Consider the following 25,866-nt stretch of genomic DNA (forward strand, 5'->3'; position numbering starts at 1 on the left):
ATACACGGTGTCCTCGATGCGATGACGAAGACGCACGGAACAGCTCGTAGGTCAGGGCACAATTCGGCTTCAGGCTGTTGTCGTAGCCGCCATCGAACTCGCTGCCAAGGCCTTCCGCATCGCCGAACGGGTTGTTTTCGTAAAATGACGGGCCAGTTGGGTTCTGCGGGCCGTCACCGGTCCCCGCGTAACAGGAGCCAGCGACCGGCCAAAGCACTCCAGAGCGGATACATCGAGCAACCGATCAGCGTGCCAATGGCAAGCACCATGTGGACGATCCCGTTTGCCCTCTCCGTCCCGGGCGGAGTCGGATCATCATCGGAGATCGGACCGTGCAACATCGCCGGATCGACGAACAGCGAGTAGCCGACGGGGAAAAAGCTGATCAATAGGAGACCGACGCCGGCCACGACGCCCAGTCTCCGCAGTCCTGTCGGTAGACCGTTGGCCTTCTGTCGACAGACGACGATGAGCCACACCCCAACCGCACCTTGGGGATCATGTAGAGCACATCCGCGACGACTTTGACGAAGCTCAACAACAACAGGATAACGATGAGGGTGAGAAACGTGACGGCTGTGGCGCCCATCACCCGACTCGATCCGAGCGAATACCGGCGGGCGATCGCGTCCAGCGCAAGGGTGAACGGAATCAGGCAGAGAGCTTGAACAATGATCCCGGCATCATGGCTCCTGAGCAGAATGCGAGAGGCCTGCTGATCCGAAGGTCTCATCACCAGGAATACGATGAGGCACGCAAACGCCGCGATTCCGAAGACACCACTGACGATCGCCAACCGACCTGCAAGTCGATTTCCTGATTCAGTATTTTCGGTGAGAGGGAGCATTGTCATTAATGTATCTCGCAGCAGGTTTTTGTGGCTACCCCAGACGATATAGGCCGAAGTCCAGATGTCGATTTCCGCTTCGCTCAATCGACGTCTGAATATGGCGACCTCCGCCATCCAGGAGAAATCACAATGGCGATCCGTCCTCGCAACCCCATCTTCGGCCACGCAGCATATGCGGCGGCGCTCCTGTTCGGCCTGGCCAGCGGGCCGCTACACGCGAAAGACAGCCGCGGTGGTCAATGGGATTTGTGCGGTGCCGATGATGGTCGCCATCATGATCATCGCAAACCGCCCGAAGACCATGGGCAACCACGGTATTGGCCGAGGTCTGAAGGTCCTGGGATGGATCGCTACGTTCGTTATGCTTGTCGCCGCCGTCGTCATGTTCGCCACGATGGGAAAGGGCAGCTGAGAATGCGTGCCCAGCGGCGGGCAGGAAGGAGTCTTGGTTATTTCTTACCTTCCCATTCGTAAGCGGGTGGCGACCGCTTTACCTGCGCCCAACGCCTAAACGCTGCGCAAGAACGCCACAATAGCCTCCTGCATAGCTTCTCTGTCCCGGTATACGTGCCCAACGAGTCCAGCCTGCACCGCGCCATCGACGTTGGCAGCCACGTCGTCAATAAACAGCGTTTCCTCAGCTTTCCATCCAAGCCATGCCACGGCCGCGCGGTACACAGCAGGATCCGGTTTCGCCGCTCCGAAGTCCGCGGCGACCAACGCTCGACCGGTGAAGACCGGAAAGAACTCGGGAACGATCGCCTGCCAGTGATCTGCGAGCAGCCGGCCATTGTTGGTAAGGATGGCGACGCCGGCGGTCTCGGCTACCGACAGTGCGAGCTCGATCGCCCACGAACGTGGCGTTGTCGCGCGTTTGCGTGCCTCCACCCAGGCTTCTGCGGAGACTGGCGCGCCCAGATGCGCAGACAACGCGTCGAGATACCCGCGTGCATCTAAACGACCAGCGTCAGCCGCCGCTTCGATGCCCGAACCGTAGATCGCTGCGTGTACGTCGAGCGTCGTCCTGCCCAGTGCTGACGAAAGGCAGGCAACGCGAACGGCAGGCTCGTAATCGACCAGGACGCCGTCCATGTCGAAGAGAACGTTCTTCACTAATCGGGTCCTGACAGAAAATCTGGCGTTCCGATGATATATACCCCGGGCCGTAAACCGCCAGCTCATCGTTGAGCATGGAAACGTCCGTCTTCATCGAGACAGCGGTCGCCCGCGGTGTTGCGATACATCGCACAGCTTGAACGGGGCCGTTGTGAATTGATGATCACGCCGATCCTCGATCTGGATGACGTAGGTCCTGGCGTAATCATCGGGCTTTAGTTCGTAGAACGGGACGGTGAGTTCGATGTTGTCGTCGGGGTCGACTGACAACATGTCAGGCGCCATCGGCCCGTGCCCGGTGGCGTGATCCCAGTCTCTCACACCGTCTTCTTTCAAAATATGGAAAGCGAGCCAGTTGAGCTCATACGGCGGTTGATGTTTAGTCGAGTCAATCGACAGCTTGAGTTTCGCGCGACTATCGTTGCGCACCGTAAGGTGTACGTTGCCCGTATGGGCTTGCGTGTGGCACTTCAGGCCGGAGGTGTCCACAGCAAGGTGAATCCGCGCAGGGTCGACCGTCGCGCAACCGGCGATAGCCATGACGAATGCCGCCAGAACAGACCTCTCGAGCATGCTGTCCGTGCGGGCCCTCACCGATCCCCCCGTAAAAGAAGCCAACGACCGGCCAAAGCGCTCCAGAGCGGATACATGGAGCAACCGATCAACGTGCCAATGGCGAGCACCAGGTGAACGATCCCATTCGCCCTCTCCGTCCCGGGCGGAGTCGGATCGTCATCGGAGATCGGACCGTGCAAGATCGCTGGATCGACGAACAGCGCGTAACCGATGGGGAAAACGCTGATCAAAATGAGACCGACCCCTGCCACGATGCCTAGTCTCCGCAGACCCTTCGGTAGACCGTTGGCATGCTGCCGGCAAACGGCGATGAGCCACCCGCCAACCGCGCCCTGGGGGATCATGTAGAGCACATCCGCGACGACGTGGAAGAAGCTCAACACCATCAGGATAACGACCAGGGTGAGAAAGGTTACCGCCGCGACACCCATCACCCGACTCGATCCAGGCGAATGCTGGCGAGCGATAGTGCCCAGCGCAAGGGCGAACGGCATCAGGCAGAGAGATTGAACAATGACCCCGGCATCATGGCTCCTGAGCAGAAGACGAGAGGTCTGCGGATCCGAAGGTCTCATCACCAGGAACACGATGAGGCATGCAAACGCCGCGATGCCGAAGACGCCGCTGGTGACCGCCAGCCAACCTGGAAGTCGATTTCCTGATATAGGAATAGCAGTTAGAGACTGCATTGTCATCCTCCCCTGACTCCGGCGGATCATAGCTCGCTCCACTTGGCCCACGTCAATCGGCCTTTTTCTTGAGGCTGTCGATTTCCGCTTCACTCAATCGACGTCTGAATATGGCGACCTCCGCCATCCAGGAGAACCCAAGATGATGATCCGTCCTCTCAACCGTATGCTCGGCTGGCTTCCGACACGCCGTTTCGGCCACGTAGCAGCCTGCGCGGCGTCGCTCCTTTTCGGCCTCGCCAGCGCGGCGCTTCACGCGAAAGACAGTCCCGGAATGGCGCCGATTGACGCCTATCTGTTGGACCGGGCAACGGAAATCAGCCTGGCCAGGAGCGCCGCCCCGCCGGCCATTGCCAAAGACGCGACCGTCCTGGTGCTGACGCGTACGGGATACGAAACGGCGGTCAAGGGAACCAATGGCTTCGTCTGCTACGTGGGCCGCGGCTTCGGCGGCGCTCCCGATTGGCCCGAGCGCTGGGACACCAAGATCCTTGCCGCCGCCTGCGATAATCCGCCGGCCGTGCCCACGATGACGGCCCTCCTCAAGCTGCGCACTGCTCTTACCCTTGCGGGCAAGTCCGATGGGCAGATCATGGATCGCATCAAGGCTGCCCTGCGGACTGGCGAGATTCCGCGGCTCGCGGCGGGCGCCATGTGCTACATGATGTCGAAGAACGCGTACCTTTCCGCACAGGGCGAACACAACATGGCCCATGTCATGTTCTACGTGCCTACCAAGGACGGCGCGACCTGGGGCGCAAACCTGCCCGGTTCACCCGTCATGGGCGGTAATTACTGGTACCTGCTTCCGGGCCATGATGCTGACATCGCCACGCTTCCGCCCATCTCGGTCTTTCTGGTCGCGACAAGCACGTTCTCGGACGGCACTCCCGTAGTGCCCCACGCTACGTAAGCCATCGAACTTCCCGCTGATACCGCCAGGAACCGCTAGTCATCGATGGGGCGATGCCCAAAGCTGAGTACACGCGTAGCCTGCCACTTGCCCGCCACGTTCTGCCAGACGATCAAGAATTTCGCGACGCCTTCGCAATGCCCTGTAGCAATCTCACAGAATCGATGCTCGCCCTCTTCGATCGCACCAAAGTCCTTTATGGGATAGACATGCAAGCTCGAGACGATCAACTCGCGATGCACTTTCCCACAGATGTATTTCTTGGTATTGGAGACGACCGTAGCCCGGTCGAAAGTCGCGCCGCCTTTGTCATGGTAGAACTCGACTGTGGGTGAGAAATAATCACCGAAAGCACTCAGGTTGCAAGTGTTATATGCATTGAAGAGCTTCGTATCGAGCGCTGCAATGGTAGTCGTCAGGGCCGGATCGTCCGGCGCGTCCTGTGCTATCACGTCCAGCGTGCACGACAGTTGCGAGATCAAGGCTACGACGATCCACACGCACCGGTTAGTTGGTTTCATTTCTTGGACCCTTCTGTGCGATCACCATCAGCCGCGTTGACGCCAGATGGGTGGAGTTGCCGCGCCGTACGCCCGCGAACCTCAGACTAGAAAGGTCGGAACGACTGCGCAACAGGACAAAGGTCATCGTCCTCCCTGCCTTGGCGTAGCCACGAATAGACCAGCCGCACGCACGTCTTCAAGGATGTTGTCCGAAGGGGTGTCCGCAAGAGTGTCCGCGGACGCTGCTTCATGCAGAGGCATTTCCCTATCTCTATGATTCCGTCGGCTAATCGTCCCCACCAGGGATGGCATAGGGTTTGCTAATTCAACTCGACCCCTAACTTGGGACGCTGGAGCACGATGAGGATGTGTAAATGAAATGGAGACTCGCCTTCTGTCTACTTGCCGTCTCGACCGCTGTCGGAGCCGTTGTCACCCGAGCTGACGTTGACGATGGAAAATATCGAATCCCGCCTTCGGCATTTCCCGCGCTGGTAGACATGCCTGGTGAGGGGCATGGTGTCCTGATCGCTCCTAAGTGGGTTGTCACCGCGGCTCACGCAGCACCGATGCAAATGCAAGGCATGGAAGACGACGTACTTATCGGCGGTGTGGCGCGAAAGGTCAAACGTGTCGTGATATATCCCGGCTACAAGAAGTTGCCTGAGGAGATCGTCACTGAGGCCTTGGCATCCGGAGACCTGTCCCAGATCTCCGCGTTTCTTGCGTCTTCTAACGATATCGCACTGATCGAACTCGCGTTGCCAGTGACAGATATAACGCCCATGCCGCTCTATCGCGGAAATCAAGAAGTCGGGATGACTGCTGAGCTCGTGGGCAAGGGAGCAACGGGACATGGCGACAAAGGCCAGGATCCAGGCAGCGCGCATCGTACAGTCTTGCGCCGGGCCTTCAACGTGATTGACGGTGCGGACGAGCGTTATGTTTGGTATCGCTTTGACCCGCCGCCGTCCGGCCTACCACTGGAAGGTATCACGGGCAGCGGTGACAGTGGTGGTCCCCTGGTCATCGGTGATGGGAGCTCGCAGCAACTCATCGGCCTCGCCTCTTGGAGCAGGTATCCTCCAAACCATCCCTTTTGGAAAACGTGGACGCCAAGTCGCCCCTTTGTGGAAGGCCTCTATGGCGTAATCGTGTATGGGGTTCGCGTCTCGAGCTACGTTCGATGGATAGAAAGCGTGATGACAAAGGGATAAAGCGCTGTTGGCGGGTCAGGTACGCGAGTTGGCAATCCCCCGCCCTGTCGGCTAGATTCCCCGCCACATACTCCCCTCAAGGACCGTCATTGCGCATCCTCGATAGGTTCCGGCGCACGCTGTCCAAAGACGACTTCGCCGCCCTGGTCATCCGACGGGCCGAAATCATCGCTCAGCCCGTATCTGCCAGGTATGACGCTGAGGTGTTCCAGATCGACTTCGAGCTGGCCGATGGCCAGCCTTGGCTCATGAGCCTGCACAACGCTTTCAAGGATGCGTCGGCAGTCCCGCCAAAGCAACGTAACGACATCGTCGACAAGTATCTGGCGAGCATGACGGACGATCATCCTGACGAATGCGCTGAAGATACCCTTGCCAGGCTCATGCCAGTCATCCGCGATCCGGCCATGTTCGCCTGGGGATTACTCTCGGCCCGGCTTTCCGGGCGTACAGGTACGGGTGGTGGACCGTGTCTTCGGCCCTTTGCCGATAACTTATCCGTCGCCCTTGTACTGGACTCCGAGCACGCCACGACGACCGTTAGCCTTAAGACCCTCATCTCCTGGGGCCTGGACGCCGAGGCTGCCCTCGCGCGCGCCTTGACCAACTTACGCGACAGGACCAGCGATGCCGGCATGGACCGTCACGGCGGCATATGGATCTCCACATGGAACGACGTTTACGACGCCTCCCGGATGCTGCTTACGGACATGATCCATCGGCTGCCCGTTCACGGTGAGCCTGTGGCCGTGATTCCTTGCCGGGACAAATTGCTCGTTACAGGCAGCCTCGACGACGAAGGTGTCGCGCTGATCGCGACGCTCGCAGCAGGTATTCTCGAAGAGGAGACGCGTCCGCTGAGCGGCCAACTCCTTGTTCTTCGCGACGGTACGTGGATTCCGTTCCAAGGAAACGTGCCGACGGAGACGGCTCGGCGCCTGAATGTGGCGCGATACAAACGCCTGATCGGGACCTACGACGATCAGAAGACACTGCTCGAGAAGGTCTACGAGAAGGAAGCCGCGGATGTCTTTGTCGCCACGTACCATGCTGTTGAGCAAACGGATACCGGACGAATCACTGGATCGGCGCAATGGACGCGCGACGTTTTGACCCTCCTGCCCCGTTGCGACGAACTCTGGTTATTTTGCGATCGACGAAAGGAAGTGTTGGAGATCGGGTGGGATGATGCCATCGCGCACATCCCTGAACTAGCGACACCGGTCGATGACCTCGATCCGCCGCGCTTCCGTCTCACCGACTTTCCTGATGATGCGACCTATGACGCATTGAAGCGGCGAGCGGTCCGCATCCGTGCGCTTTAGCCAGACGTGCGGCTTCATGACCCAGCCTGACGCGCACACCGCTCCAACCAGAGAAACGAAGCAAACGCCGACGTAGCCGGATGCGACCGGCTATCGGTAATTGTCTCCAGCAAGCCGAGTACCGCATTTCGATCCACCAACCCCAGATCAGCCAGCGCGCACTCCTTCAATTGCTTAGCCAGCCTCCCGGCATGCTGTGCAATCAAAGGCGGTAAGACATCAGCGAATGTCTCCTTCAGATACCCCCTGGGAAACACATCTCCACCGAGATGGCTCTCAAGGTACCGTCGCATGACCTCCCTCCCCTCACGACTGCTCCGCGGCAGTCGATGGCATAGGTGGGCAAGCCGCGGATCACTCAGTGGGTGAATCGGCCACTGTCCATGCTTCAGCAGATCCGGCGCGCGGCATGCGTTTGCCAGCAGCGATGTCACGGGCACCGGACTTGGCGGTGCATCGAACAGTGGGAGGTTGCGTGCCGCGGCCAGCGCGCGTGGGGTGAGCAGATCTTCTGCATAGCTGCGGGCATCGCGTGCCCACGTCGGCCCCTTCGCGGCCCCGACGGAGATCTCGTCAAGGTACGCCGGAAACAATTCGTCCCCTCCAACGCCGGTAAAAAGCGTATGACGCGCTTTGTCGCGAGCTGAAGCCCACAGCGCCGAACACGCCTCCAGGTAGAATTCGCGACAAAAGCCATAGGGATCCCGCGGTGCGCTCAGGTCGAGGCTTGGCGGAAAGGCCCTGATGTCGATTACATGATCGGATAGGCGCAGCCGTTCCACCATGAGCTGCCGGCGCCGCACCTGCGGGGCGCGCACCTCGCCGTCGAGCAGGATGCCCTTGCTATGGATGTCGTTGTGAAGGCTCGCGAGCGTCACGGCGACGGTCGCCGAATCCATGCCGCCGCTGAGTTCAAGCGATACGCTCCCATCGAGCCATGGCCGTAGCGACACGGCACGCTGCAGCGCTTCGGAGAACCGCGGCAACATGTCCTCACCGTCGTCCGCCGCGGGACCACCTTCCTCTATCGAGTCGGGATAACGAAACCGTGCCCTGCCCGGCTCGACGTGCAGCGAGGCGCGCTCGGTGAGCAACACCACGCCGGTGTACAACTGCCGCGCTGCGTAGGTGGTGCACAGGGCCAGCTGGTGGCTCGCCACCTCCATGTCGAGCATGGCTGGGCAGTCGGCAAAATCCGCTGAGTCCCAGGATACGGCGAGCCGCTCATCCGTTGCCCTGCAATAGACAGGCGCCGTGCCAAGCATGCCGGCACAAATGCGCAGGCGATGCCCTGCCTGGGCAACCTCGATCAGCACATAGTCGAGGGGCCAAAGCATGCATTCCCGATGAAGCGAACGATACGCCGTTTCATCCTGCGCATCGACGACAGCACCATGTCCCTTCGTGCTGCTAGCGGTATCGGCCGTGCGCTCCCTGACCACGATGAACCAACGGCCTGGCGCCCGTACCAACAGCGTCTCAAGCATCGGATGGGCGTACGGGGCAACACGGCTTGAACCTATCGCCAGGTGATCGTCATGCCACGCGGGCTCGAGCGCCAGATCAGCTAACGCGATATCCGCCTTGAGCACCAGCCAACTCCTTCGAAGAAAAAGCCGCCTCGTTGACGAGGCGGCTTCGGTGTCTTATGACAGACGCGACTACGCTCAGGGCTTAGCCCCAATCGCCACCGCTATGCGTGGAACCGATGCGGCCGATATCACCGACATCATCGATCTTCGGTGCCCACTTTGCTGCCGTGGTACCAAGCTGCAACGGACCTTCGACCTGTACACCGAAGGGATTGGCGTCGTGCATCAGCTGGTCGCGCTTATCCATGAGAACGCTCCGAAGTTTGTAGGCCGCCATAATGCGGCTCATCGAACCTAGCACAGGCTTCCTAAGGCGCGACGGCCAAGTGCTATGCAATTTCGGTTTGCGCGTCACCGAAAAACACGGTGGGCGAATCCCGCCCACCGCACGGCTGTCGGCATCAACGCCGATGGCACTCAAAGCGTGTCAGGCCTTCTCGACTTGCTTTTGCTTCCCGAGCTGCTCACTGAGCAGGGTCAGCTTTTCATCGGCAGCCTTCTCTTCCTTCAGGGTGGCCAGGAGAAGCGGCACAGCCTTGGTATAGCCCAACTGGGTAGCCAAGGCCGCAAGGGTGCCGTAAGAGGCAATTTCGTAGTGCTCGACCTTGTTGCCGCCGCCGATGAGTGCGACGTCACGCAGTGGGCCCTTTTCGATCTCTTCAATCACTTCCTTGCCCTCCTCCACCAGCCCTTCCATGGCGGCGCACTTCATACGCTTGAGCTTGATGCCAAGGAGTTCCACGATTTCGTCGATGCGCTCGACCTGCCCCTGGGTCTCTTCCAGGTGGGAGGTGAAGGCTTCGGCAAGCTGCGGGGACGACGACGCGCGGGCCAGACGGGGAAGCGCTTTCGTCAGCTGCTTTTCTGCGCTGTAGATGTCCGACAATTCATGGATGAACAGTTCTTCGATGGTCGTGACGGCCATGGTTTCTCCCTCCCGGGGATGTGGTTGTGACGCAACCATGGACTTGGCTGAATCAAGACGGCAGACAAAGGGCGTGAAACCGGTGCAGACATGCTCAGCGATGACCCTCATCGTCGGGGCCTGGCCTCCCCTCTTGTGCATTGCCAGCAATGGGCGAAAATAGAGGTCGATGTCCGTCCCTGAACGACCCACCGGAGTCCCTCGTGCCTGCAACATCCGCTTGGCTGGCTTTCTCGCTCGTGTGCGCAGGGCTCGCTCTAACGCCTGGTCCGAACATGATGTACCTGATTTCGCGCGCACTCAGTCAGGGAAGAAATGCCGCGCTGGTATCGCTGATCGGTACCTGCCTCGGCTTCCTGGTGTACATGCTTTTCTCGGCACTGGGTATCACGGCCCTCCTCTCGACCGTGCCCCTGGCGTACGACGCGCTGCGCATCGCGGGTGCGCTCTATCTGGGCTGGCTGGCGTTCCAGGCGTTGAAGCCCGGTGGTCGATCCCCGTTCCAGGTGCGGGAGCTGGCTCCCGATAGCCCCAGGCGACTGGTGTTGATGGGCTTCCTGACCAACCTCCTGAATCCCAAGGCGGCCGTGCTGTATCTGTCGCTTCTGCCGCCTTTCATTCAACCGCAGCTGGGCCACGTACTCACCCAGTCACTGTGGCTTGGCTTCACGCAGATAGCGATCAGCGTCACTATCAACGCCACCTTCGTGGTCCTTGCAGGAATGATCTCGATCTTCCTGAGCACCCGTCCCCGTTGGATGCTCATGCAGCGCTGGCTCATGGGCAGCGTTCTGGGTGTCCTGGCCGTTCGCATGGCGACGACGAAGCGCTGAGGTTCCGCGTGAACCTAGTCATTGCGCGTAGAACGCGCCTTGCCCGGCTTACCTAGTCCCCCGAGTCACGCATCGCCGGTATCGCATCCGGAAGACGTCGCTGAGCTTATCGAAAGGGCAGCTAAACTGTGATCCTCTCCAGCACCGTGTCCGGACCTAATGCTTATGGGCTGCATCGATAGACTTAGACAGCTTGGGTTCGAGCTGCCGCCGCCATTTCCTGCCCTGGGCTCCTATAACGTCGTGACGACGGCGGGCGACCAGGTATTCGTTTCGGGGTTGGGCCCCATCAAGGACGGCAAGGCCGTGAGTGGCGTCGTCGGCGACGACATGACCTTAAGCGACGCCCAGGCTGCAGCAACGATGACGATGCTCCTGATCCTCGCGAGTCTCGAGCAAAGTTGTGGCCTCGACAACATCACGCGCTGCCTTCGGCTGACGGTTTATGTGCGAGCCACGTCATCGTTCAAGGACCATCCCAAGGTGGCAGATGGCGCCAGCGACCTGCTGCGCGACCTGTTCGGTCCGACTCTACTTCCGGCACGAAGCGCTATCGGGGTGTCGTCACTTCCGATGGGTATACCTGTCGAGATCGACAGCATTTTTGCGAGGCGTGCGTCCGATCGCTCATCCAACCCGCAGGATGCCGCGCCATGACTCTCCGCCCCACTCTGCTTTTCAGGTGCCTCATCGCCCTTTTCGCCGGCGGTTTGCTGTGCGCGACCGCCGCAGCCGAGACGGACAGGCCGGCGACGCCCATGCCCGATGCGCCGGCACATCAGCTATTGGCCTGTGGGACGCAGGTGGTGTACGACGAAGACCCCACGGCGGATCCGACTGCCGCGAAGGTGCGGCTCGTTTGGCAGCTCGACAGGTTCAAGCCCATCGCGGACCGGGGTGTGATCGGTCGCATCAACAGCGAGCATCATGAGCATCTCGCCGATGAGCCGTACGGCGCAATCTTTGTGCAATCGGTCGTCAAGACGCTACGGCCCGATGGACGCGCCGCCGTCGTGATGGTGTACACGCTGCATCATGACGACATTTCCGTTCCCAGTTGCGGCTTCGTCGATGCGGTCATCGATGTGGGTCGTCCTGTGCACCTTAAAGGGTCGGACGGTTTGCCGGTGACACTGACTGTCCTTCTTCTGCCCTGAGCTCCACTGCTCGATCCGTCGTATCCCTTCGCCCAACCGATCACCCAGTGAAACGCTTGCGGACCTCCTGCGAATCAAGCCGCAAGCCGATCCCGGCGCCAGCGCGCAGGCGTCATTGATTCATGTCTTTTAAAGACAGTGGTGAAGTGCGACTGCGTACGAAAGCCCACTGCCAGCGCCACGTCCAACACGGAATGTTCGGACTGATGGAGGAGCTGCTTGGCATGCTGGATTCGGCGGGCCACAAGATAGTGATGAGGCCGCATCCCCGTTGCCGCCCTGAACTGGGCAGCAAAATGCATCGCCGACAGACCAGCCACTGCTGCCATATCTGCAAGCGAAATACCCGTATCCAGTCGCTCATCTACGTGCTGAATGACCCGGCGCAGGCGCCAGTTCGGCAGCGTGGTCCGCTCAAACACCTCTGCACCGAACGGTTGGCGGGTGACCTGGCCAAGGCGCGTGACAAGTATGTCGATCACGTTCTCCGTGACCATGCCATCCGCTCCGTCACGCATCGCGGCGACAAGTACTTTCGCCAGGCTGAGGACGACGGCATCCAGCGACAGCCGGACCAGACGACCCGAGCCGAGGTCGTCGCGCAAGTGACCGAAGTGAGATATGGCGGCAGCGCTCGACACGAACACTGCCACGCCGTTCGCAACCCTACCCACAAGTCGAATGGAATCGGTCGAGTCCGCTACCAGCACGCCGCCGTCCGGAAGCGGCAGATGTTCCGCCCATTCGCCGTGCACGCGACGCTGTACGGAACACGCCCCCACCACGACGAGCACGATCGCACCTGCGCCACCCGGTGCGGCGATCTCGGCGACATTTTCCAACGCAACGCAATGGGACTCGAACCGGCGATCACTCTCTGAGGGAGGGTGTGCCGGGGAACGACAAAGCTTCATACAACCGACCTCTGATGCGAATGCACATGGAATCCAGTGGATCCAGGCCGCACGCCCCCAGCGACGAAGCCTTGGGCTTCTCGCAACGTTGCCTTGGATGGATGGAGGGGTATGGTCCCCTGCCCCTTAAAACCGATGCCTTGAAGGCAGGTCTATTGTTCAGGAACGCGAGGCGTCGCGCTTTCGGCGAAAGGACATTAAGTTTGGGAAATCGGACAACCTCCAGTTCAGCCATACGGCGACGTATCCAAACAACAGACTGTCCTACGTCATTTGGACGGCTATACCGACATTAACTTCAGGCCCCGGAGAACGAGGGCCAGGCGACCTCCGGCATGCACGTTTCCGGCAGAAATGCGGCAAGTAGACACGCGTTCGGGGAAGTCGCACACTTTCCCCATGCCCAGGATCGAGGCCATCGACCGCTCCGCAGTGCCCGCTGACACGCCAGTCCTGTCGGGCAAGGTGGCTGCGTTCGCCATGCTCGTGTCCGACGACGACACCGACTTCCACGAACACGCCCAGGGGCAGTTTTGTTTTGCGCGGCTGGGGTGCACCCGCTTCATCGTAGGTGACTTGCTCTGCCTGCTTCCGCCTTCGCGTGGCGTGTGGATACCTCCGAACATACCGCACCGCACCGTGGTACGTGGATCGGCTGATGTCCGGCTGGTTTTCTTTGACGAGCAAATCAGCGCGCAGCTTCCCCAGCAGGTCTGCGTCATGGACGTGAGTCCCCTCATGGAAGCGGTCGTTGAAGCGCTCGTTATGGCACCCCCGGAGCAGGACTGGGAGCAGCCTCCGTTCGACCATCTCATTGCACTCAGCCTTCATGAGATTCAGGAGTCGCCGCGACAGCCCATGATGCTGCCCATGCCTCGGGACCGACGACTCGCCCCGCTCACGGCTCAGCCGGACGTTCTGCCGCCAGAACTCGCTGAGCTTGCCAATCATGTCGGGGCCACAGGCAAGACGATCGGGCGCATCTTTCAGCGCGAAACGGGCATGAGCTACCAGCAATGGCGACAGCAGTGGCGCGTCCTCCGGGGCGTCGAGTTGCTCGCGACAGGACGTCCGGTTTCTCACACGGCGGCCGAACTCGGGTTCGCCAGTGACAGCGCGTTCATTTCGTTCTTCAAGCAAATGATCGGCTGCACCCCGGGCGCCTATCTCAAGAGTTAGGGGCGTACCTAAAGCGTGTCAGGCGTATGCAGCCAGAGGTTATCCACCAGGCCGTAATACTCTGCAGTCGCGTAGACCTGCTCGCACCACCAGGCGCGGTCGGCCTCGTGAATACAAGCGCCCACGGAGATATCGGTGAAGAGCTCGAACGCTTCCCACATGGACTGCTGTTGAGCGCCGTCGAGTTTCAGCTGATGAAGGGTGGCAAGCATCGCATCGAGCCTGGCCTGGAGTTCTGCTCGTGTTCTGATCACGTTCTTGCCTGGTGAGACTTTGTCGGGTGACGTAAAAGCCCCGCCGACCTTACACGCTTCCCGTATTCCGGCTTGCTGATTCGCACGGTGCGAACGTATGTGCACGAATGTCGTCGGCAATCGTGCAAATGCGATATCGCGCCCCGCAACGCGACAGTTCGAATTGGCGACGTCCGCGAAGATCGCTCCATCGATCCCACCGGACATCCCCGCCATGACAAAGTTTCCTCATCACAAGACCGCCGGCCATGAAGCGCTCCGTCGTTTCGCGCGTCGTCCCCTTTCCCGGACGCTCGCGCTTCTCATGGCGGCAACCACGTGCGGCGGCAGCCTGTTCGTCGGCGATGCGGCCATGGCGGCTGGGCTGGCTAGTCCGGCGCTGCCGCCGCCCAACGTTCCCGCGGTGAATCTTCAGTCCGACGGGGGCGGCGGCCTCGATGAGACCGGCGTCAAAGGGTGGCAGTCGAGTGCGCTCTACTACGGCCAGTCGCCTGGCAACACGACGCCTTCCATTTACATGTTCAGTGCCGGCGGCACAGGCGGCACGGGATCCGACGGTGGCAATCCCACTGGCAACGGCGGCCAGGGTGGCGACGGCAACCTCGTCGAACTGACGATTGGCTCCGGTGCGTGGGTCAATAGCAGCAACGTCAGCACGGCGAACAATGCCAACGCAGCCGTCTGGCTGCAAAGCCTCGGCGGCAACGGGGCCACGGCAGGCAAGATGAGCGGCAACAACGGTCATCCCGGTCAGCCCGGCGGTGGTGGATCGTCGTATGGCGTGCTGTTCGATCAGTTCTCGACCGTAGCCAGCAGCAATGGCTGGAACAACAGCCAACCCGGTACCACGGCCGTCCTGATCCAGGCCGTCGGTGGCAACGCCGCCCAACCCCTGCCGAGCGATGGCGCGAGCGGCGCCGGCAAGGTCACGGGCGCTGCGGGTAATGCAGGCGGTAACGGTGGTTACATCACCTACGACCTCCACGAGGGTGGCGTGTCGTCGCAAGGCGCGGCCGTCGTGCTGTTGAGCCAGGGTGGCCAGGGCGGCGATGGGACGGGGTCTTACTCCGACCTGGGCGTCGGTATCGGTGGCGTCGGTGGCGTGGGTGGCAACGGCGGCAATATCAATGTGACGGTTGGAACGCCTGGCGCGACGACCACGCCTTCGATTTCGGCCGTGGGCGCTCCGACAGCGGCGACTGGCGCCATCGTCCCGATCGATGCCGGTGGCGGTGTTGCGCAGGCCGCCGTCATGGCAGCGGGCATCCAGGCGCAGAGCATTGGCGGTCTGGGCGGCAACGGTGGCGCAGGCGACGGCACGGCCGGGTCGGCTGGCGCGGGCGGCGCGGCTGGCGATGCCGGAAACGTAACGGTCGCGCTGAACGATGCAACCATCACCACGACCGGGTTTGCAGCGGCAGGTGTCCTCGCCCAGAGCATTGGCGGCGCCGGCGGCAACGGCTCCGGTGCAGGCGGCATGTTCTCTAAGAAAGGTGGTAACGGGGCCGCTGGCGGTGGCGCCGGCGTGGTGTCCGTGACCCTGGGTGACTCCTCCAACACGACCTGGCCGTCCGATCTGATCTCCACCGGTGGCGACGATTCCATGGGGGTGGTTGCACAAAGCATCGGCGGTGGCGGTGGCTCCGGTGGCTCTGTCGAAGGAGGCGCTATTGGTGGCGGTGTGTCGATCGGCGGCGACGGTGAAAGCGGCGGCGCGGCGAACACGGTGACGTTGAATAACGGCAGCCTCGCGTCGGGAAGCAACCCGGCGCAGGCAGGCTTCATCATCGCCACGACGGGAACCCGTTCCAGCGGATTGGTGGCGCAGAGCATCGGCGGCGGCGGCGGCACAGGCGGCTCATCGACCAACGCGTCGCTTGGACCTTTCAGTTACACCGTGGGCGGCACAGGTGGCAACGGCGGAGAAGCGGGCACGCCCGGCACGACGCAGGTGAGCCTCGCAAACCTTGGCATTGTCAGCACGAGCGGCGATCACGCCAAGGGTGTGGTTGCGCAGGCCGTCGGCGGTGGTGGCGGCGACGGCGGTGGGGCCGCTTCCATGTCCGCGAGCGCAGTGCTCGATATCAATGTGACGGTGGGTGGCAAGGGCGGCTCAGGCGGCAGCGCGGGTGACGTCATCGCGACCAACCAGGGTCAGATCCTGACCTCCGGGAGCGATGCGTGGGGCCTGCTGGCCCAGAGTGTCGCGGGCGGTGGCGGCAATGGCGGCGCCAGCACCTCCGACGCGCTCGCCATCGCGCCGCCCGACATGCCCACGGTCGTCATCAACACGTCCGTGGGCGGTAACGGTGGTGATGGCGCGCCTAGCGGCAATGTCACCGTGACCAATAACGGCGTGATCGTGACCGGGGGCGCCGCCGCACACGGCGTCCTCGCACAGAGCGTCAGCGGTGGTGGCGGCAATGGCGGCGACTCGAGCACCATCACTGCCGTCGTAGGCGCCAAGACTGCCGCCAGTGCCAACCTCACGGTCGCGCTGGGTGGGTCCGGCGGCAACGGCGGGATCGCAGGCAATGTCACCGTCAACAACACCGCCAACTCGCTCATCTGGACGCTGGGTGACAGCGCCGACGGTATCTTTGCGCAGAGCGTGAGCGGTGGCGGCGGCTCCGGCGGCTCCAGCAAAGACACCTCGAAAACGTTGCTGGCCACGAACACCAGTACGGGTTCCTTCGCCCTTGGCGGCAACGGTGGCTCCGGCGCGAACAGTGGCAATGTCACCGTGACCAATGCAGGCAACATCCTCACTATCGGTGACAGCGCGAATGGCATCTTCGCGCAGAGTGTCGGTGGCGGCGGCGGCCTGTTCACGGGCGGCACGATCAAGAGCTCGGCCGGCAAGCAAAACGAAACCATGACCCTGTCCGGCGGCGGTGGCGAAGCCGGCAACGGCGGTGCGGTGAGTGCCACGAACAACGCCACCATCGTTACGTACGGCGGCGACGCTGCGGGCATGTTCGTCCAGTCGGTTGGCGGCGGTGGCGGCAAGGCCGGCACGGGCACCACGGCCGGGCTCCCCTCCTCCGCTACGACCCTCGCCGACTACCTTGCGGCAAGTACGGTGCTTAACAGCGGCAACAAGCGCGTGAACACTTACGCGGGCGTGCAAGCGTGGGGCCCGGCGGGCTGGTACCTGACGAGCCTGACGCAAATGGAAAGCTGGGCGCAGGATTACCTCACGTACGCAGCGGCACATCCTTCGAGCGACACCCCCGACACGTCCGATATCGTTGCCACCCTGGCGTTGAACGTCGGCGGTGGTACCAATCTCGATAACGAGCCGCCAGGTTCGTCGACACAGGGCGACGGCGGCAGCGTTACGGCTACCAATACCTTCACCGTACAGACGTTCGGACCGGCCTCGCCCGGCATTCTCGCCCAGAGTGTGGGTGCAGGCGGCGGCGTGGCTGGCGCAACCATGGTGACCCAGACACAAAACTCCAACTACAAGCCGAGCGTGGCCTTCAAGGCCACCAACGGTGGCAAGGCGTACAACCTCGGAAACGGCGGCTCGGTCACGGTATCCAACACCGGCACCATCGGCACAGGAGGTGATGCGTCCTTCGGCATCCTGGCCCAGAGTGTCGGCGGTGGTGGCGGTCAAACACTCGTGACGGCCAGCAACTACGCTTCGTCCGACGCCGCCACACCCATCCAGATTTCGTTGGCCGGAAGCCTGGGCACCACCGGCGATGGCGGCACGGTGGCGACAACCAACAACGGCACGATCACCACCTCGGGTAATGATGCCGTGGGCATTGTGGCGCAGAGCGTCGGTGGCGGAGGTGGCGACGTCGTGGTGATGCAGGCAGTCGGCACGCAGGGTTCAACGAATCCGCTAGCCGACCCTACCGGCAGCCTGAACAGCATCGCCGTGGGCAGTAGCGCCATCGCTTCGACTGCGTACCCGACATGCAAGTCGACAGGCCTGCTTACCAATGCCTGCGGCGATGGCGGCAGTGTCAGCGTCACCACCTCCGCCAACAGCAGTGTGAGTACCGCGAAACGCGACGCACATGGCGTGCTCGCGCAGAGCATCGGCGGTGGTGGCGGCTGGGTCGTCGGCATGACCGAGGGGGCGGCCAATCCCTTCAAGAATCCTTACATGATCGGCGACGGTGGCAACATCAACCTGACCTTGGGCGGTGCCATCAGCACGCTTGGGGATGGTGCGTACGGCGTGCTCGCGCAGTCGGTGGGTGCCGGCGGTGTGCTGGCAGGCGACTTCGCCGCGAGTGCCGGGACCAAAGCGTTTCCGCATGACAACGAAAACGCAAAATATGACCGCAGCGGTGCGGGTGGCGACATCACCATCAGCAACAGCGGTTCGGTAGCCACCGCAGGGGCCAATGCGCACGCCATCTTTGCGCAGAGCGTCGGCGGCGGCGGTGGCTACTATGCCACCACAGGCGGCGTGTACATGGGATCCTCCGGGGGGTCGGGCGATGCGGGCACCATCTTGATCACGAACAGTGGCACGGTGCAAGCCACCGGGAGCGGCGCAAGCGCGATCTACGTCAATTCACAGGGACACAGCGACAATTCCCTCGTGGCAATCACCAACACCAATGGTGGTGCCATTACGGGGAACATCACCGCACCGGCCATCATGCTGACGGGCGGCAACAGCAACGGCGACGGTACGGTGAACAACGCTGGCATCATCATCGACCTCTACGGTACTGCCATCGCCGCAACCTCCACATCCGCAAGCTTTGCCGCGGTGACCAATAGTGCCACCGGTGTGATCTATGGCGACCTGAACATCGGGAGCAAGGGAACGTTCGATAACTACGGCAGCTGGGGAACTACCAGCAGCAGCACCGTCGGCACGGTGAATAACTATGGCCAGCTGATCATCAATGGCGCCAGCGGCAACAACACCACCACACCAACCGTGCTCAATGGGTCGTTGAACAACAACGGACAGATCCAGGCAACCGTGGACTTCTACAACCAAGCACAGAGCTACCTTTCGATCGGTGGCAACTTGAACATCGGGAGCGGATCCTCGCTTTACATCAATAGCCTGTCGCTGGTGCCAGGTACGCCTGTTCCGGTTCTCGGTGCCGCGACATACACCGGTATAGCGGCGCTTCCCGTCACCGATGCCGGCGGCAACTACCTCTTCAACTATTCGTACAATATCGACCAGTACAACAATCTGAATGTCTGGGCCAATAGCTCGTCGCATTTCGGAGCGACTGCGCAGCAAGTGACGTCGAACGCAAATCTTCAGATGGCCGCTAACTACCTGGACGCACAGTGGACGGCAGGCGCAAGCCAGTCACAAGCGCAGATCTACGCAAAGCTCACCTCCGTAGCGAATGCCGGCCAATACGTCGCGGCGCTGCAGAGCCTCGATGGCGAAGGAACCCAGGCCGCAAGCGTTTCCCACCTTATATCGAGCAACGCGTTCGTGGAACGCATGAACAGTTGCCCGCGCTTCGACGAGGGCGACATGTTCCAGCACGAGCATGACTGCCTGTGGGGACGCGTCGTAGCGAACAGCACTGATCGCGACACCACGGGAGACGGTGTCGGTTACCACCAGAATGGCCAGGTATTCCAGATGGGCGGGCAAAGGGAGGTGGCACCGAATTGGTTCGTGGGTGCCTCCGTTTCGTCCGATCACAGCAACCTGGACACCGGCTCCATCGCCGACTCGATCAATGGTCATGGCTGGACGGCAGGACTGGTGGCCAAGCACCAGATGGGCGACTGGCTGGTGTCGGGATCGCTCGAGGGTGGCGAGATGTCTTACAGCTCGACGCGCCAGGCCAACCTTTACGGCCTGGGCGGTACGGCACATGCGTCGTTCGATGTCACCCATTGGGGCCTGCACTCGCGCACGAGCCGTCAGTTTGTCTTCGACCATTGGTATTTGAAGCCGTACATCGATGTGAATGCGACCCGCATCGATTCAGACGGCTACACGGAGAAAGGCGCCGGAGCCCTCGATCTCCGCCTGGCCGGTGCGCACTCCTACGTATTCGGTGCGTCACCGATGGTGGAGGCCGGCAGCCGTTTCGATTTTGCCAATGGCGTAACGCTGCAGCTGTACGCGGGTCTGGGTGGCACGTTCTACAACCAGGACCGGTTGGGCGCGGATGCCCAGTTGGCTGACGCCCCGGGTCCGCTCCAGTTTCACCAGAGCAGCGACATCCCCCAGGACCGGTTTAAGGGCACGGCCGGCCTTGACCTGAAAGCGAACAAGGACATCGACATCCGCCTGGAGTACCAGGGCGAGTTCGCCAGTCACTTCCAGTCCAACACCGGAGCACTGAAGTTCACTTACAAGTTTTGACGTCATCAGGTCCTCTTGCGCATTGCCCCCGATGGGCGAAAATACAGAGCGTACATACGTCTAGAGAACCCGATCATGACCTACCAACCCTCCCCGGATCGATACAACGGCCAGATGCCGGTTCGCCGCTGCGGCAAAAGCGGCATCGACCTCCCCCTGATCTCCCTGGGGTTGTGGCAGAACTTCGGCGGCACGGATGTTTTCGAAACGGGGCGCGCTATCTTGAGGCGCGCTTTTGACCGAGGCGTCATGCATTTCGACCTCGCAAATAACTACGGGCCGCCGCCCGGTTCGGCCGAAGAGAATTTTGGCCGTATCCTGGCCAGTGACTTCAAGTCCCACCGTGACGAGTTGATCATTTCGACAAAGGCCGGTTGGGACATGTGGCCGGGTCCTTACGGTGGAACCGGCGGCATTGGCGGCAGTCGCAAGCACCTCATTGCGAGTCTCGACCAATCGCTCAAGCGCACGGGTCTGGACTACGTCGACATTTTCTATTCGCACCGCGTCGACCCCACGACGCCGCTCGAAGAGACCGTCGGTGCGCTGACGCACATCCACCGGCAAGGTAAGGCGCTCTATGTCGGCATATCGAGCTATTCGCCGGAGCTGACGCGTAAGGCAGCGGCCATGCTGGCCGCCGAGGGGGTCCCTCTCTTCATCCATCAGCCCAACTACTCGATGTTCAACCGTTGGATCGAGAACGGATTGCTCGATGTCCTGAACGACGTGGGCGCGGGCTGCATTGCGTTCTCGCCGCTCGCCCAGGGCCTGCTCACCGACAAATATCTCAATGGCGTGCCGTCGGATGCGCGGGTCGCTCGAGACGGGTCGTTCCGGAAAGACATGCTCAGCCCGGAAAACCTCGAGCGAATCAGGGCACTCAATGACATTGCCTTACGCCGTGGCCAGACGCTCGCGCAGATGGCGATTGCATGGGCGCTTCGCGATCCCCGCGTTACATCGGCATTGATCGGCGCGCGCACCGTCGAGCAGCTCGACAATTCGCTTGGCGCACTGGATAACCTGGGTTTCTCTGTGGAAGAGCTCGCGGCCATCGACGTCCATGCGGTCGATGGCGGGACTGATCTGTGGCGCGGATCGTCGTCCCTCTAAATCGACGATTGAATCGGCCGCCGATCCACCGGCGGCTGATTCAGTTCACGAGCGGAGTTACTTCAGGTACGCCTCGATTGTCTTGACGACCTGCCTGCCCTGCAGGACGGCACCTTCCGGGTTGAAATGAACGTCATCGAGATAGAGGTTGGGATAGCGGAGCATCAGTGCGTACTGGTCGTCAACAATGATCGACTCACGATTCACGACCTGTAGCGCCTCGGCATTCCTCACCTTGATACGCGCATTCGTGGGGCCAGGCGAACTTTCCTTTTTGACCGGCGTCGTGGAGGCCCAGATGAAATGGGCGCCAGGAGCGATCTTTCGAAGCGTCGCAACGTAGTCAGCAAACGAGGCCACGTATTCCTTTTCGGTATACGCCCAGCCGTGCATCCCGTTGTTGAAATGAACGACGCTGAATGTCACGCCCTCCAACGCAGCGAAATCCTTCAACTGTGTATCCAGCCGCGGATCTCCCAGGCTGGTCGAAGCTGCAAACAAGTAGACATTGGCTTTGCCACTGAGCTCTTGCTGCACTTCCGGGAAGTAGTTGCGCGTGATGGAGTCTCCGACAAGGAGAACGTTCGGCAGCTGACTATCGACATGTTCTGGCCTGACTTCCCAGGTCCATTCGGTGACTTCGGGTCGAGAAGCCACCTGCGCCTGGCAGCACGCCGATACAAACAAAAATGCATACAGACCGATCGCCACCCACGCTTTGCCATGATTACGGATCATCTTTTCCTCAACCTTATGTGTCCGACCACAAGCGGAGCAGGCTATGGTAATGCGCGGTCAACCGTACCAACGATTCTGATTCGGTCTCAAGTGCCGTCAGATGTTGAATGGTCTGGTCGAGTTCAAAGAGGAGTTGCCTCTCGGTGTCGCCCCGAACGAGGCTCTGAACCCAGAATACCGCGGCCAATCGCACTCCCCTCGTGATGGGAGTGACCTGGTGGCGCGCCGTTGCGCTATAGACGATCATGTCGCCGGCATCGAGCTTTATGCGTTCCGTGCCGAAGTCGTTCTCAACAACGAGTTCCCCGCCGTCGTAAGCGTCTTTCGGCGACAAGAACAGCGTCATGGACAAGTCAGTCCGCAATTTCTGTCCACGCCTCAGGACGCGAATGGAGCCGTCCACGTGGTTCGCGAAGTGCATGCCCTCTTCGTACCGATTGAACATGGGCGGATACACATGGTTCGGCAATACGGCACTCACGAACTGTGCATTCCGCTCCATCGCTCCGAGCAGCAGGTCGCCCAGGTCCCTCGCCAGCGAACTTGACTGATCGAGCTGCTGATTACGCTTTACCTTGGCTCCCTGATGGCCCGCTGTCACCCGACCATCGACCCAGGGCGCCTCGTCGCTACTCAGCGCGTTGCGCACCGAAGTCAATTGCGCGGCATTCAGTACACGGGGAAGATGAAAGAACATAGGACTAGGCGCTCCTCGACGCCAGGAGTTGATGCGCCGCCTCGCGAACCGCCGGCGTGCCTGCGATCATGGCCTTTTCCAGCCACGGCACGGCCTCGTCGGTGCGGCCGCACCTCATCAGAAAGCTCGCCCAGTTGTATTGCCCCCGAAAGTAACCGGCCTCGGCAGAGCGGCGATACCACCTGGCCGCCGCGCCCAAGTTCTTTGGCGTTCCCCACCCTTCCTCACTACAACGCCCGGCGAGATTCATCGCACGCTCGTGATCCTGCGTTGCCGCATCCAGGTAGTAGCGAAAGGCCTTCCCGGCGTCCTGTTCGACGCCAAGGCCGTCCAGGTAGAGATGGCCCAGGTTGTATTGGGCCCAGGCATGTCCGGCGTGTGCCGCGCGCCGGTAGTAGGTTGAAGCCAGGGTCACGTCGGCGGGGCATCCCCAGCCATTCTCCAGGCATCGCCCCACCATATTGATAGCGTCGAGATTGTTCTGAGCTGCGGCTCGCTTGAACCAGGCAAGAGCCCTGCCCGGGTCTTTCCCGACGCCATGTCCTTCCAACAGCATTTGCCCGTAGTAGAGCTGGGCTTGCGGCACACCGTCGAAAGCCAACAGGCTCATCCACCGTGCCGCGCTCTCAGGGCGATCGAGGAAAAGCCTTCGCACCTGGTCCGGACGCATCTGCAAGAGTCGCTCGGTGATCGAGAGTGTCAAAGGCTGAAGTTCGCGGTCAAAAGAACCGTTCTTCCTGCACCTGGAACGACATGGTTCTCCGCCGGAGAACTGAAGTAAGAGTTGGCGAAGTAGATCTTGTTGGCAAGGTTGTAACCGTTGAGTTGCAGCGCCAGCGAATCGCTGATTTTCACGCGCGCCATGGCGTCGAAAGTGACATAGCTCGGAACATGCGCCGTGTTGTCCACGTCGGCTGCGCGTCGATCGAGGTAGTTGAAACCACCACCGAAGGACCATGTTTCGTCGATCTCATCCACGAGCCACAGGTTGGCCTGATTCGGGGCGGTATTAAGCAGCGGTGCCCCGACGGAAGCCAGGTCCGTGGATTTCACCGTTTCTGAGTTCAGGTGCGTGTAGCCCGCAGTGATCTCCCAGTGGTCGCTCAGATAGCCTGTTGCGTCGGCTTCGAAGCCGCGAACACGTTCCTTGCCTGCGAGGAGCTGCGGCGCAGTCGGATTGGTCGGGTCGCCCACCCGGGCGTTCGTCATCTGTGTCTGAAAGACACCCGCCTGCAGGGCGAGGCGCCCATCGAGAGCCGTCGACTTCGCACCGACCTCGAAGGTCCGATCTTTCTCGGGATCGAGCGAAGCGGTTTTCGTGCTCAGCGAGAGACTCTCGGCCGAAGGGTCGTACGACGTGCCATAGGAGGCATACAGGCTGAGGTCGTCGACAGGGCGATAGACCAGCGACGCGCGCGGGCTCGCAATCGTGTCCGTATGGGTCAGATGGGCATTCGTGATCGGCTCTTTGAAATCCGCATCGAAACGGTCGAGGCGCACCGCCCCGGTCAGTTCCCATTGCGGCCCAAAGTCGACGATATCCTCGATAAGGCCGCTGATGGTCTTGGTGACGGTATCCGGTCGTTGCGTCACCTGAGTCTGATGGCCCGGGAAAGGCTCGAACGGATCAGGGTTGAGGATCGGCGTTCCGGGAATCTGATCAAGCTGATTGGCAAAACGCGTGAGATCCGCTTCCTCGCGATCCAGTTCCAGACCTGCGATCACATGGTGCTGAATGCCTCCGGTGTCGAATTCGGCATGCAGGTTGGCATTGTTCATCAGGGTCTTCACGGTGCCCTTGACGCTCGGCCTGTCGCGGAAGGTCAGTACGTCATCAAGCGGAGTGCCGGGTGCCGGCAGCGTGTCACCGTAATGGGCCGCCGTCTCCCGACTATTGAACCAATAGTTGCCCACACGGACGGCATCAGTGAACCAGAGATCGTCATTGAATTTGACGGTCAACAGTCCGGTCAGGACATCGACGCGACTCTGAAAGCGGTCATCCTCGGGCAAGCCATAGTTGGTGTCACGGGGAACCGGCACCGGTCGCCCAAAGGCAAAGGGAATGCCGTAATCGGGGATGTCGTTTTGCTCCTGGTGTAGATAGTTCACCTTCAGCGTGACGTCTTCACCCAAGCCGAAGGCAAAGGAAGGCGCGAAACCCGAGCGCCGATTCTTGACGAAGTCGCGATCTTCAACGTCGGACTTCAGGCCCATGGCATTGAAGCGGAAGGCCGACGAATTGCTGAGCGCGTAGTTCACGTCGACGGTGCCACGAACTTCGTTGTTGGTGCCGACGGCGACACTGCCTTGCGTGAAGTCCGTCAGTTGGGGCGTCTTGCTTACCTGGTTTACGACACCACCTGTCGATCCCCGCCCGAACAGCGTGGATGCGGGACCTTTGTAGACTTCAATGTTTTCGATATTGAAGCTATCGCGCGTGTAGAAGCCGGTGTCACGCAGACCATCCAGGAAGAAATCATCGCTTGCCGAGAATCCTCGCAGGTTGATGTTGTCCCCGTGCGTACCACCCTCGCCCGCATTCAAGGTAATGCCGGGGACGTTCTTCAGGGCGTCCTGCAGATTGTTCACGGCCTGTTGCTTCATGACCTCCGCCGAAACAACGGTGACATTCTGAGGCGTGTCCTGGAGCGAGGTCGCAATCGCGCTCATGCTCGAGGCAGTAACGACGACCCTGGGGAGATCCTGAGGGGGCTTGGTTGCATCATCGTCGGCGTGGACAACCCATGGCACACCTAGTGAAAACGACGCCAGGTAGAACATGGAGCCGAAACCAAGAGGCCTGGGGCGGGTCCGCGATTCAAATCGTTGCATGGGGTCAACTCTGATTGGCTTCAGGAAATGTCTTTGTTTTCATGGGGAAACATTTCGCAAACACCAATACGACTGATTCGCGTTTACGTCGTCCCAGCTCCTGAGTGCC

At 61.0% G+C, this 25,866-nt stretch carries 25 protein-coding genes; 10 read left to right on the forward strand and 15 right to left on the reverse strand.

Annotated elements, in window-relative coordinates; genetic code table 11:
- Positions 1 to 173: 173 nt before the first annotated feature.
- Positions 174 to 410 carry a hypothetical protein gene (locus HB634_RS03095; protein ID WP_213947500.1) on the reverse strand — a complete coding sequence of 79 codons (237 nt, stop codon included), beginning with the start codon at positions 408 to 410 and terminating at the stop codon, positions 174 to 176.
- On the reverse strand, positions 386 to 934 hold the full coding sequence (locus HB634_RS03100; protein WP_213947501.1) for a hypothetical protein: 549 nt from the start codon (positions 932 to 934) through the stop codon (positions 386 to 388). Before HB634_RS03100 ends, HB634_RS03095 begins: the two co-directional genes overlap by 25 nt.
- On the opposite strand from HB634_RS03100, the gene HB634_RS03105 reads away from it, so the two are divergent.
- The gene (locus HB634_RS03105; RefSeq protein ID WP_213947502.1) at positions 912 to 1,262 is read left to right on the forward strand and encodes a hypothetical protein; all 351 of its coding nucleotides are present in this window, start codon (positions 912 to 914) and stop codon (positions 1,260 to 1,262) included. The genes HB634_RS03100 and HB634_RS03105 overlap by 23 nt on opposite strands.
- 95 nt (positions 1,263 to 1,357) lie before the next feature.
- On the opposite strand, the gene HB634_RS03110 is transcribed toward HB634_RS03105, so the two are convergent.
- The 3 genes from HB634_RS03110 to HB634_RS03120 form a co-directional block, all read right to left on the reverse strand.
- The gene (locus HB634_RS03110; protein ID WP_213947503.1) at positions 1,358 to 1,963 is read right to left on the reverse strand and encodes an HAD family phosphatase; all 606 of its coding nucleotides are present in this window, start codon (positions 1,961 to 1,963) and stop codon (positions 1,358 to 1,360) included.
- Between the two features lie 93 nt (positions 1,964 to 2,056).
- Positions 2,057 to 2,506: a hypothetical protein gene (locus tag HB634_RS03115; RefSeq protein WP_213947504.1), complete on the reverse strand. Its 450-nt coding sequence runs from the start codon at positions 2,504 to 2,506 to the stop codon at positions 2,057 to 2,059.
- Positions 2,507 to 2,556: 50 nt separating this feature from the next.
- A complete protein-coding gene (locus HB634_RS03120; RefSeq protein ID WP_213947505.1) occupies positions 2,557 to 3,231 on the reverse strand; it encodes a hypothetical protein in 675 nt (224 codons plus the stop codon).
- A gap of 142 nt (positions 3,232 to 3,373) precedes the next feature.
- On the opposite strand from HB634_RS03120, the gene HB634_RS03125 reads away from it, so the two are divergent.
- Positions 3,374 to 4,144, forward strand: a complete 771-nt coding sequence (locus HB634_RS03125; RefSeq protein ID WP_213947506.1) for a hypothetical protein — start codon at positions 3,374 to 3,376, stop codon at positions 4,142 to 4,144.
- Between the two features lie 35 nt (positions 4,145 to 4,179).
- Here the strand turns inward: HB634_RS03125 and HB634_RS03130 are convergent, their stop codons facing one another.
- Complete coding sequence (locus HB634_RS03130; RefSeq protein ID WP_231873865.1) at positions 4,180 to 4,626, reverse strand: nuclear transport factor 2 family protein; 447 nt, start codon at positions 4,624 to 4,626, stop codon at positions 4,180 to 4,182.
- Positions 4,627 to 5,021: 395 nt separating this feature from the next.
- Here HB634_RS03130 and HB634_RS03135 point away from each other — a divergent pair, with 395 nt between their 5' ends.
- Both HB634_RS03135 and HB634_RS03140 read left to right on the forward strand, forming a co-directional pair.
- Positions 5,022 to 5,864, forward strand: coding sequence for a trypsin-like serine protease (locus HB634_RS03135; RefSeq protein WP_213947507.1), 843 nt, complete (start codon positions 5,022 to 5,024; stop codon positions 5,862 to 5,864).
- Positions 5,865 to 5,953: 89 nt separating this feature from the next.
- Positions 5,954 to 7,189, forward strand: coding sequence for a hypothetical protein (locus HB634_RS03140; protein ID WP_213947508.1), 1,236 nt, complete (start codon positions 5,954 to 5,956; stop codon positions 7,187 to 7,189).
- A gap of 14 nt (positions 7,190 to 7,203) precedes the next feature.
- On the opposite strand, the gene HB634_RS03145 is transcribed toward HB634_RS03140, so the two are convergent.
- From HB634_RS03145 to HB634_RS03155, 3 genes are all read right to left on the reverse strand, one after another.
- The gene (locus HB634_RS03145; protein ID WP_213947509.1) at positions 7,204 to 8,781 is read right to left on the reverse strand and encodes an asparagine synthase-related protein; all 1,578 of its coding nucleotides are present in this window, start codon (positions 8,779 to 8,781) and stop codon (positions 7,204 to 7,206) included.
- An 82-nt stretch (positions 8,782 to 8,863) separates the two neighbouring features.
- Positions 8,864 to 9,028: a hypothetical protein gene (locus HB634_RS03150; protein ID WP_157503905.1), complete on the reverse strand. Its 165-nt coding sequence runs from the start codon at positions 9,026 to 9,028 to the stop codon at positions 8,864 to 8,866.
- A 180-nt stretch (positions 9,029 to 9,208) separates the two neighbouring features.
- Positions 9,209 to 9,706, reverse strand: coding sequence for a ferritin-like domain-containing protein (locus HB634_RS03155; protein WP_213947510.1), 498 nt, complete (start codon positions 9,704 to 9,706; stop codon positions 9,209 to 9,211).
- 149 nt (positions 9,707 to 9,855) lie between these two features.
- Between HB634_RS03155 and HB634_RS03160 the strand changes: the two genes are divergently transcribed.
- From HB634_RS03160 to HB634_RS03170, 3 genes are all read left to right on the forward strand, one after another.
- A complete protein-coding gene (locus HB634_RS03160) occupies positions 9,856 to 10,539 on the forward strand; it encodes a LysE family translocator (RefSeq protein WP_082878950.1) in 684 nt (227 codons plus the stop codon).
- Positions 10,540 to 10,704: 165 nt separating this feature from the next.
- Positions 10,705 to 11,196, forward strand: a complete 492-nt coding sequence (locus HB634_RS03165) for a RidA family protein (protein ID WP_063571146.1) — start codon at positions 10,705 to 10,707, stop codon at positions 11,194 to 11,196.
- A gap of 101 nt (positions 11,197 to 11,297) precedes the next feature.
- Positions 11,298 to 11,696 (forward strand): hypothetical protein, encoded by a 399-nt coding sequence (locus HB634_RS03170; protein ID WP_157503906.1) that lies wholly within the window; start codon positions 11,298 to 11,300, stop codon positions 11,694 to 11,696.
- A gap of 74 nt (positions 11,697 to 11,770) precedes the next feature.
- On the opposite strand, the gene HB634_RS03175 is transcribed toward HB634_RS03170, so the two are convergent.
- Positions 11,771 to 12,538 (reverse strand): AraC family transcriptional regulator, encoded by a 768-nt coding sequence (locus HB634_RS03175; protein WP_197478220.1) that lies wholly within the window; start codon positions 12,536 to 12,538, stop codon positions 11,771 to 11,773.
- Between the two features lie 552 nt (positions 12,539 to 13,090).
- Here HB634_RS03175 and HB634_RS03180 point away from each other — a divergent pair.
- Positions 13,091 to 13,789: a helix-turn-helix transcriptional regulator gene (locus HB634_RS03180; protein WP_213947511.1), complete on the forward strand. Its 699-nt coding sequence runs from the start codon at positions 13,091 to 13,093 to the stop codon at positions 13,787 to 13,789.
- Between the two features lie 8 nt (positions 13,790 to 13,797).
- Here HB634_RS03180 and HB634_RS03185 read toward each other — a convergent pair whose 3' ends face one another.
- On the reverse strand, positions 13,798 to 14,259 hold the full coding sequence (locus HB634_RS03185; RefSeq protein ID WP_213947512.1) for a hypothetical protein: 462 nt from the start codon (positions 14,257 to 14,259) through the stop codon (positions 13,798 to 13,800).
- Between HB634_RS03185 and HB634_RS03190 the strand changes: the two genes are divergently transcribed.
- Both HB634_RS03190 and mgrA read left to right on the forward strand, forming a co-directional pair.
- Positions 14,258 to 20,371, forward strand: a complete 6,114-nt coding sequence (locus HB634_RS03190) for an autotransporter outer membrane beta-barrel domain-containing protein (protein ID WP_213947513.1) — start codon at positions 14,258 to 14,260, stop codon at positions 20,369 to 20,371. The genes HB634_RS03185 and HB634_RS03190 overlap by 2 nt on opposite strands.
- Positions 20,372 to 20,446: 75 nt before the next feature.
- Complete coding sequence (mgrA, locus tag HB634_RS03195; protein ID WP_213947733.1) at positions 20,447 to 21,487, forward strand: L-glyceraldehyde 3-phosphate reductase; 1,041 nt, start codon at positions 20,447 to 20,449, stop codon at positions 21,485 to 21,487.
- Positions 21,488 to 21,544: 57 nt separating this feature from the next.
- On the opposite strand, the gene HB634_RS03200 is transcribed toward mgrA, so the two are convergent.
- From HB634_RS03200 to HB634_RS03215, 4 genes are all read right to left on the reverse strand, one after another.
- On the reverse strand, positions 21,545 to 22,225 hold the full coding sequence (locus tag HB634_RS03200) for an SGNH/GDSL hydrolase family protein (RefSeq protein ID WP_213947514.1): 681 nt from the start codon (positions 22,223 to 22,225) through the stop codon (positions 21,545 to 21,547).
- A gap of 13 nt (positions 22,226 to 22,238) precedes the next feature.
- The gene (locus HB634_RS03205; protein ID WP_213947515.1) at positions 22,239 to 22,922 is read right to left on the reverse strand and encodes a Fe2+-dependent dioxygenase; all 684 of its coding nucleotides are present in this window, start codon (positions 22,920 to 22,922) and stop codon (positions 22,239 to 22,241) included.
- A gap of 4 nt (positions 22,923 to 22,926) precedes the next feature.
- On the reverse strand, positions 22,927 to 23,532 hold the full coding sequence (locus tag HB634_RS03210) for a tetratricopeptide repeat protein (RefSeq protein ID WP_213947516.1): 606 nt from the start codon (positions 23,530 to 23,532) through the stop codon (positions 22,927 to 22,929).
- Between the two features lie 89 nt (positions 23,533 to 23,621).
- Positions 23,622 to 25,706 (reverse strand): TonB-dependent siderophore receptor, encoded by a 2,085-nt coding sequence (locus HB634_RS03215; protein WP_213947517.1) that lies wholly within the window; start codon positions 25,704 to 25,706, stop codon positions 23,622 to 23,624.
- Positions 25,707 to 25,866 lie beyond the last annotated feature (160 nt).

It is taken from the genome of Luteibacter sp. dw_328 (genome assembly GCF_018449605.1).
Classification (GTDB): Bacteria; Pseudomonadota; Gammaproteobacteria; order Xanthomonadales; family Rhodanobacteraceae; genus Luteibacter.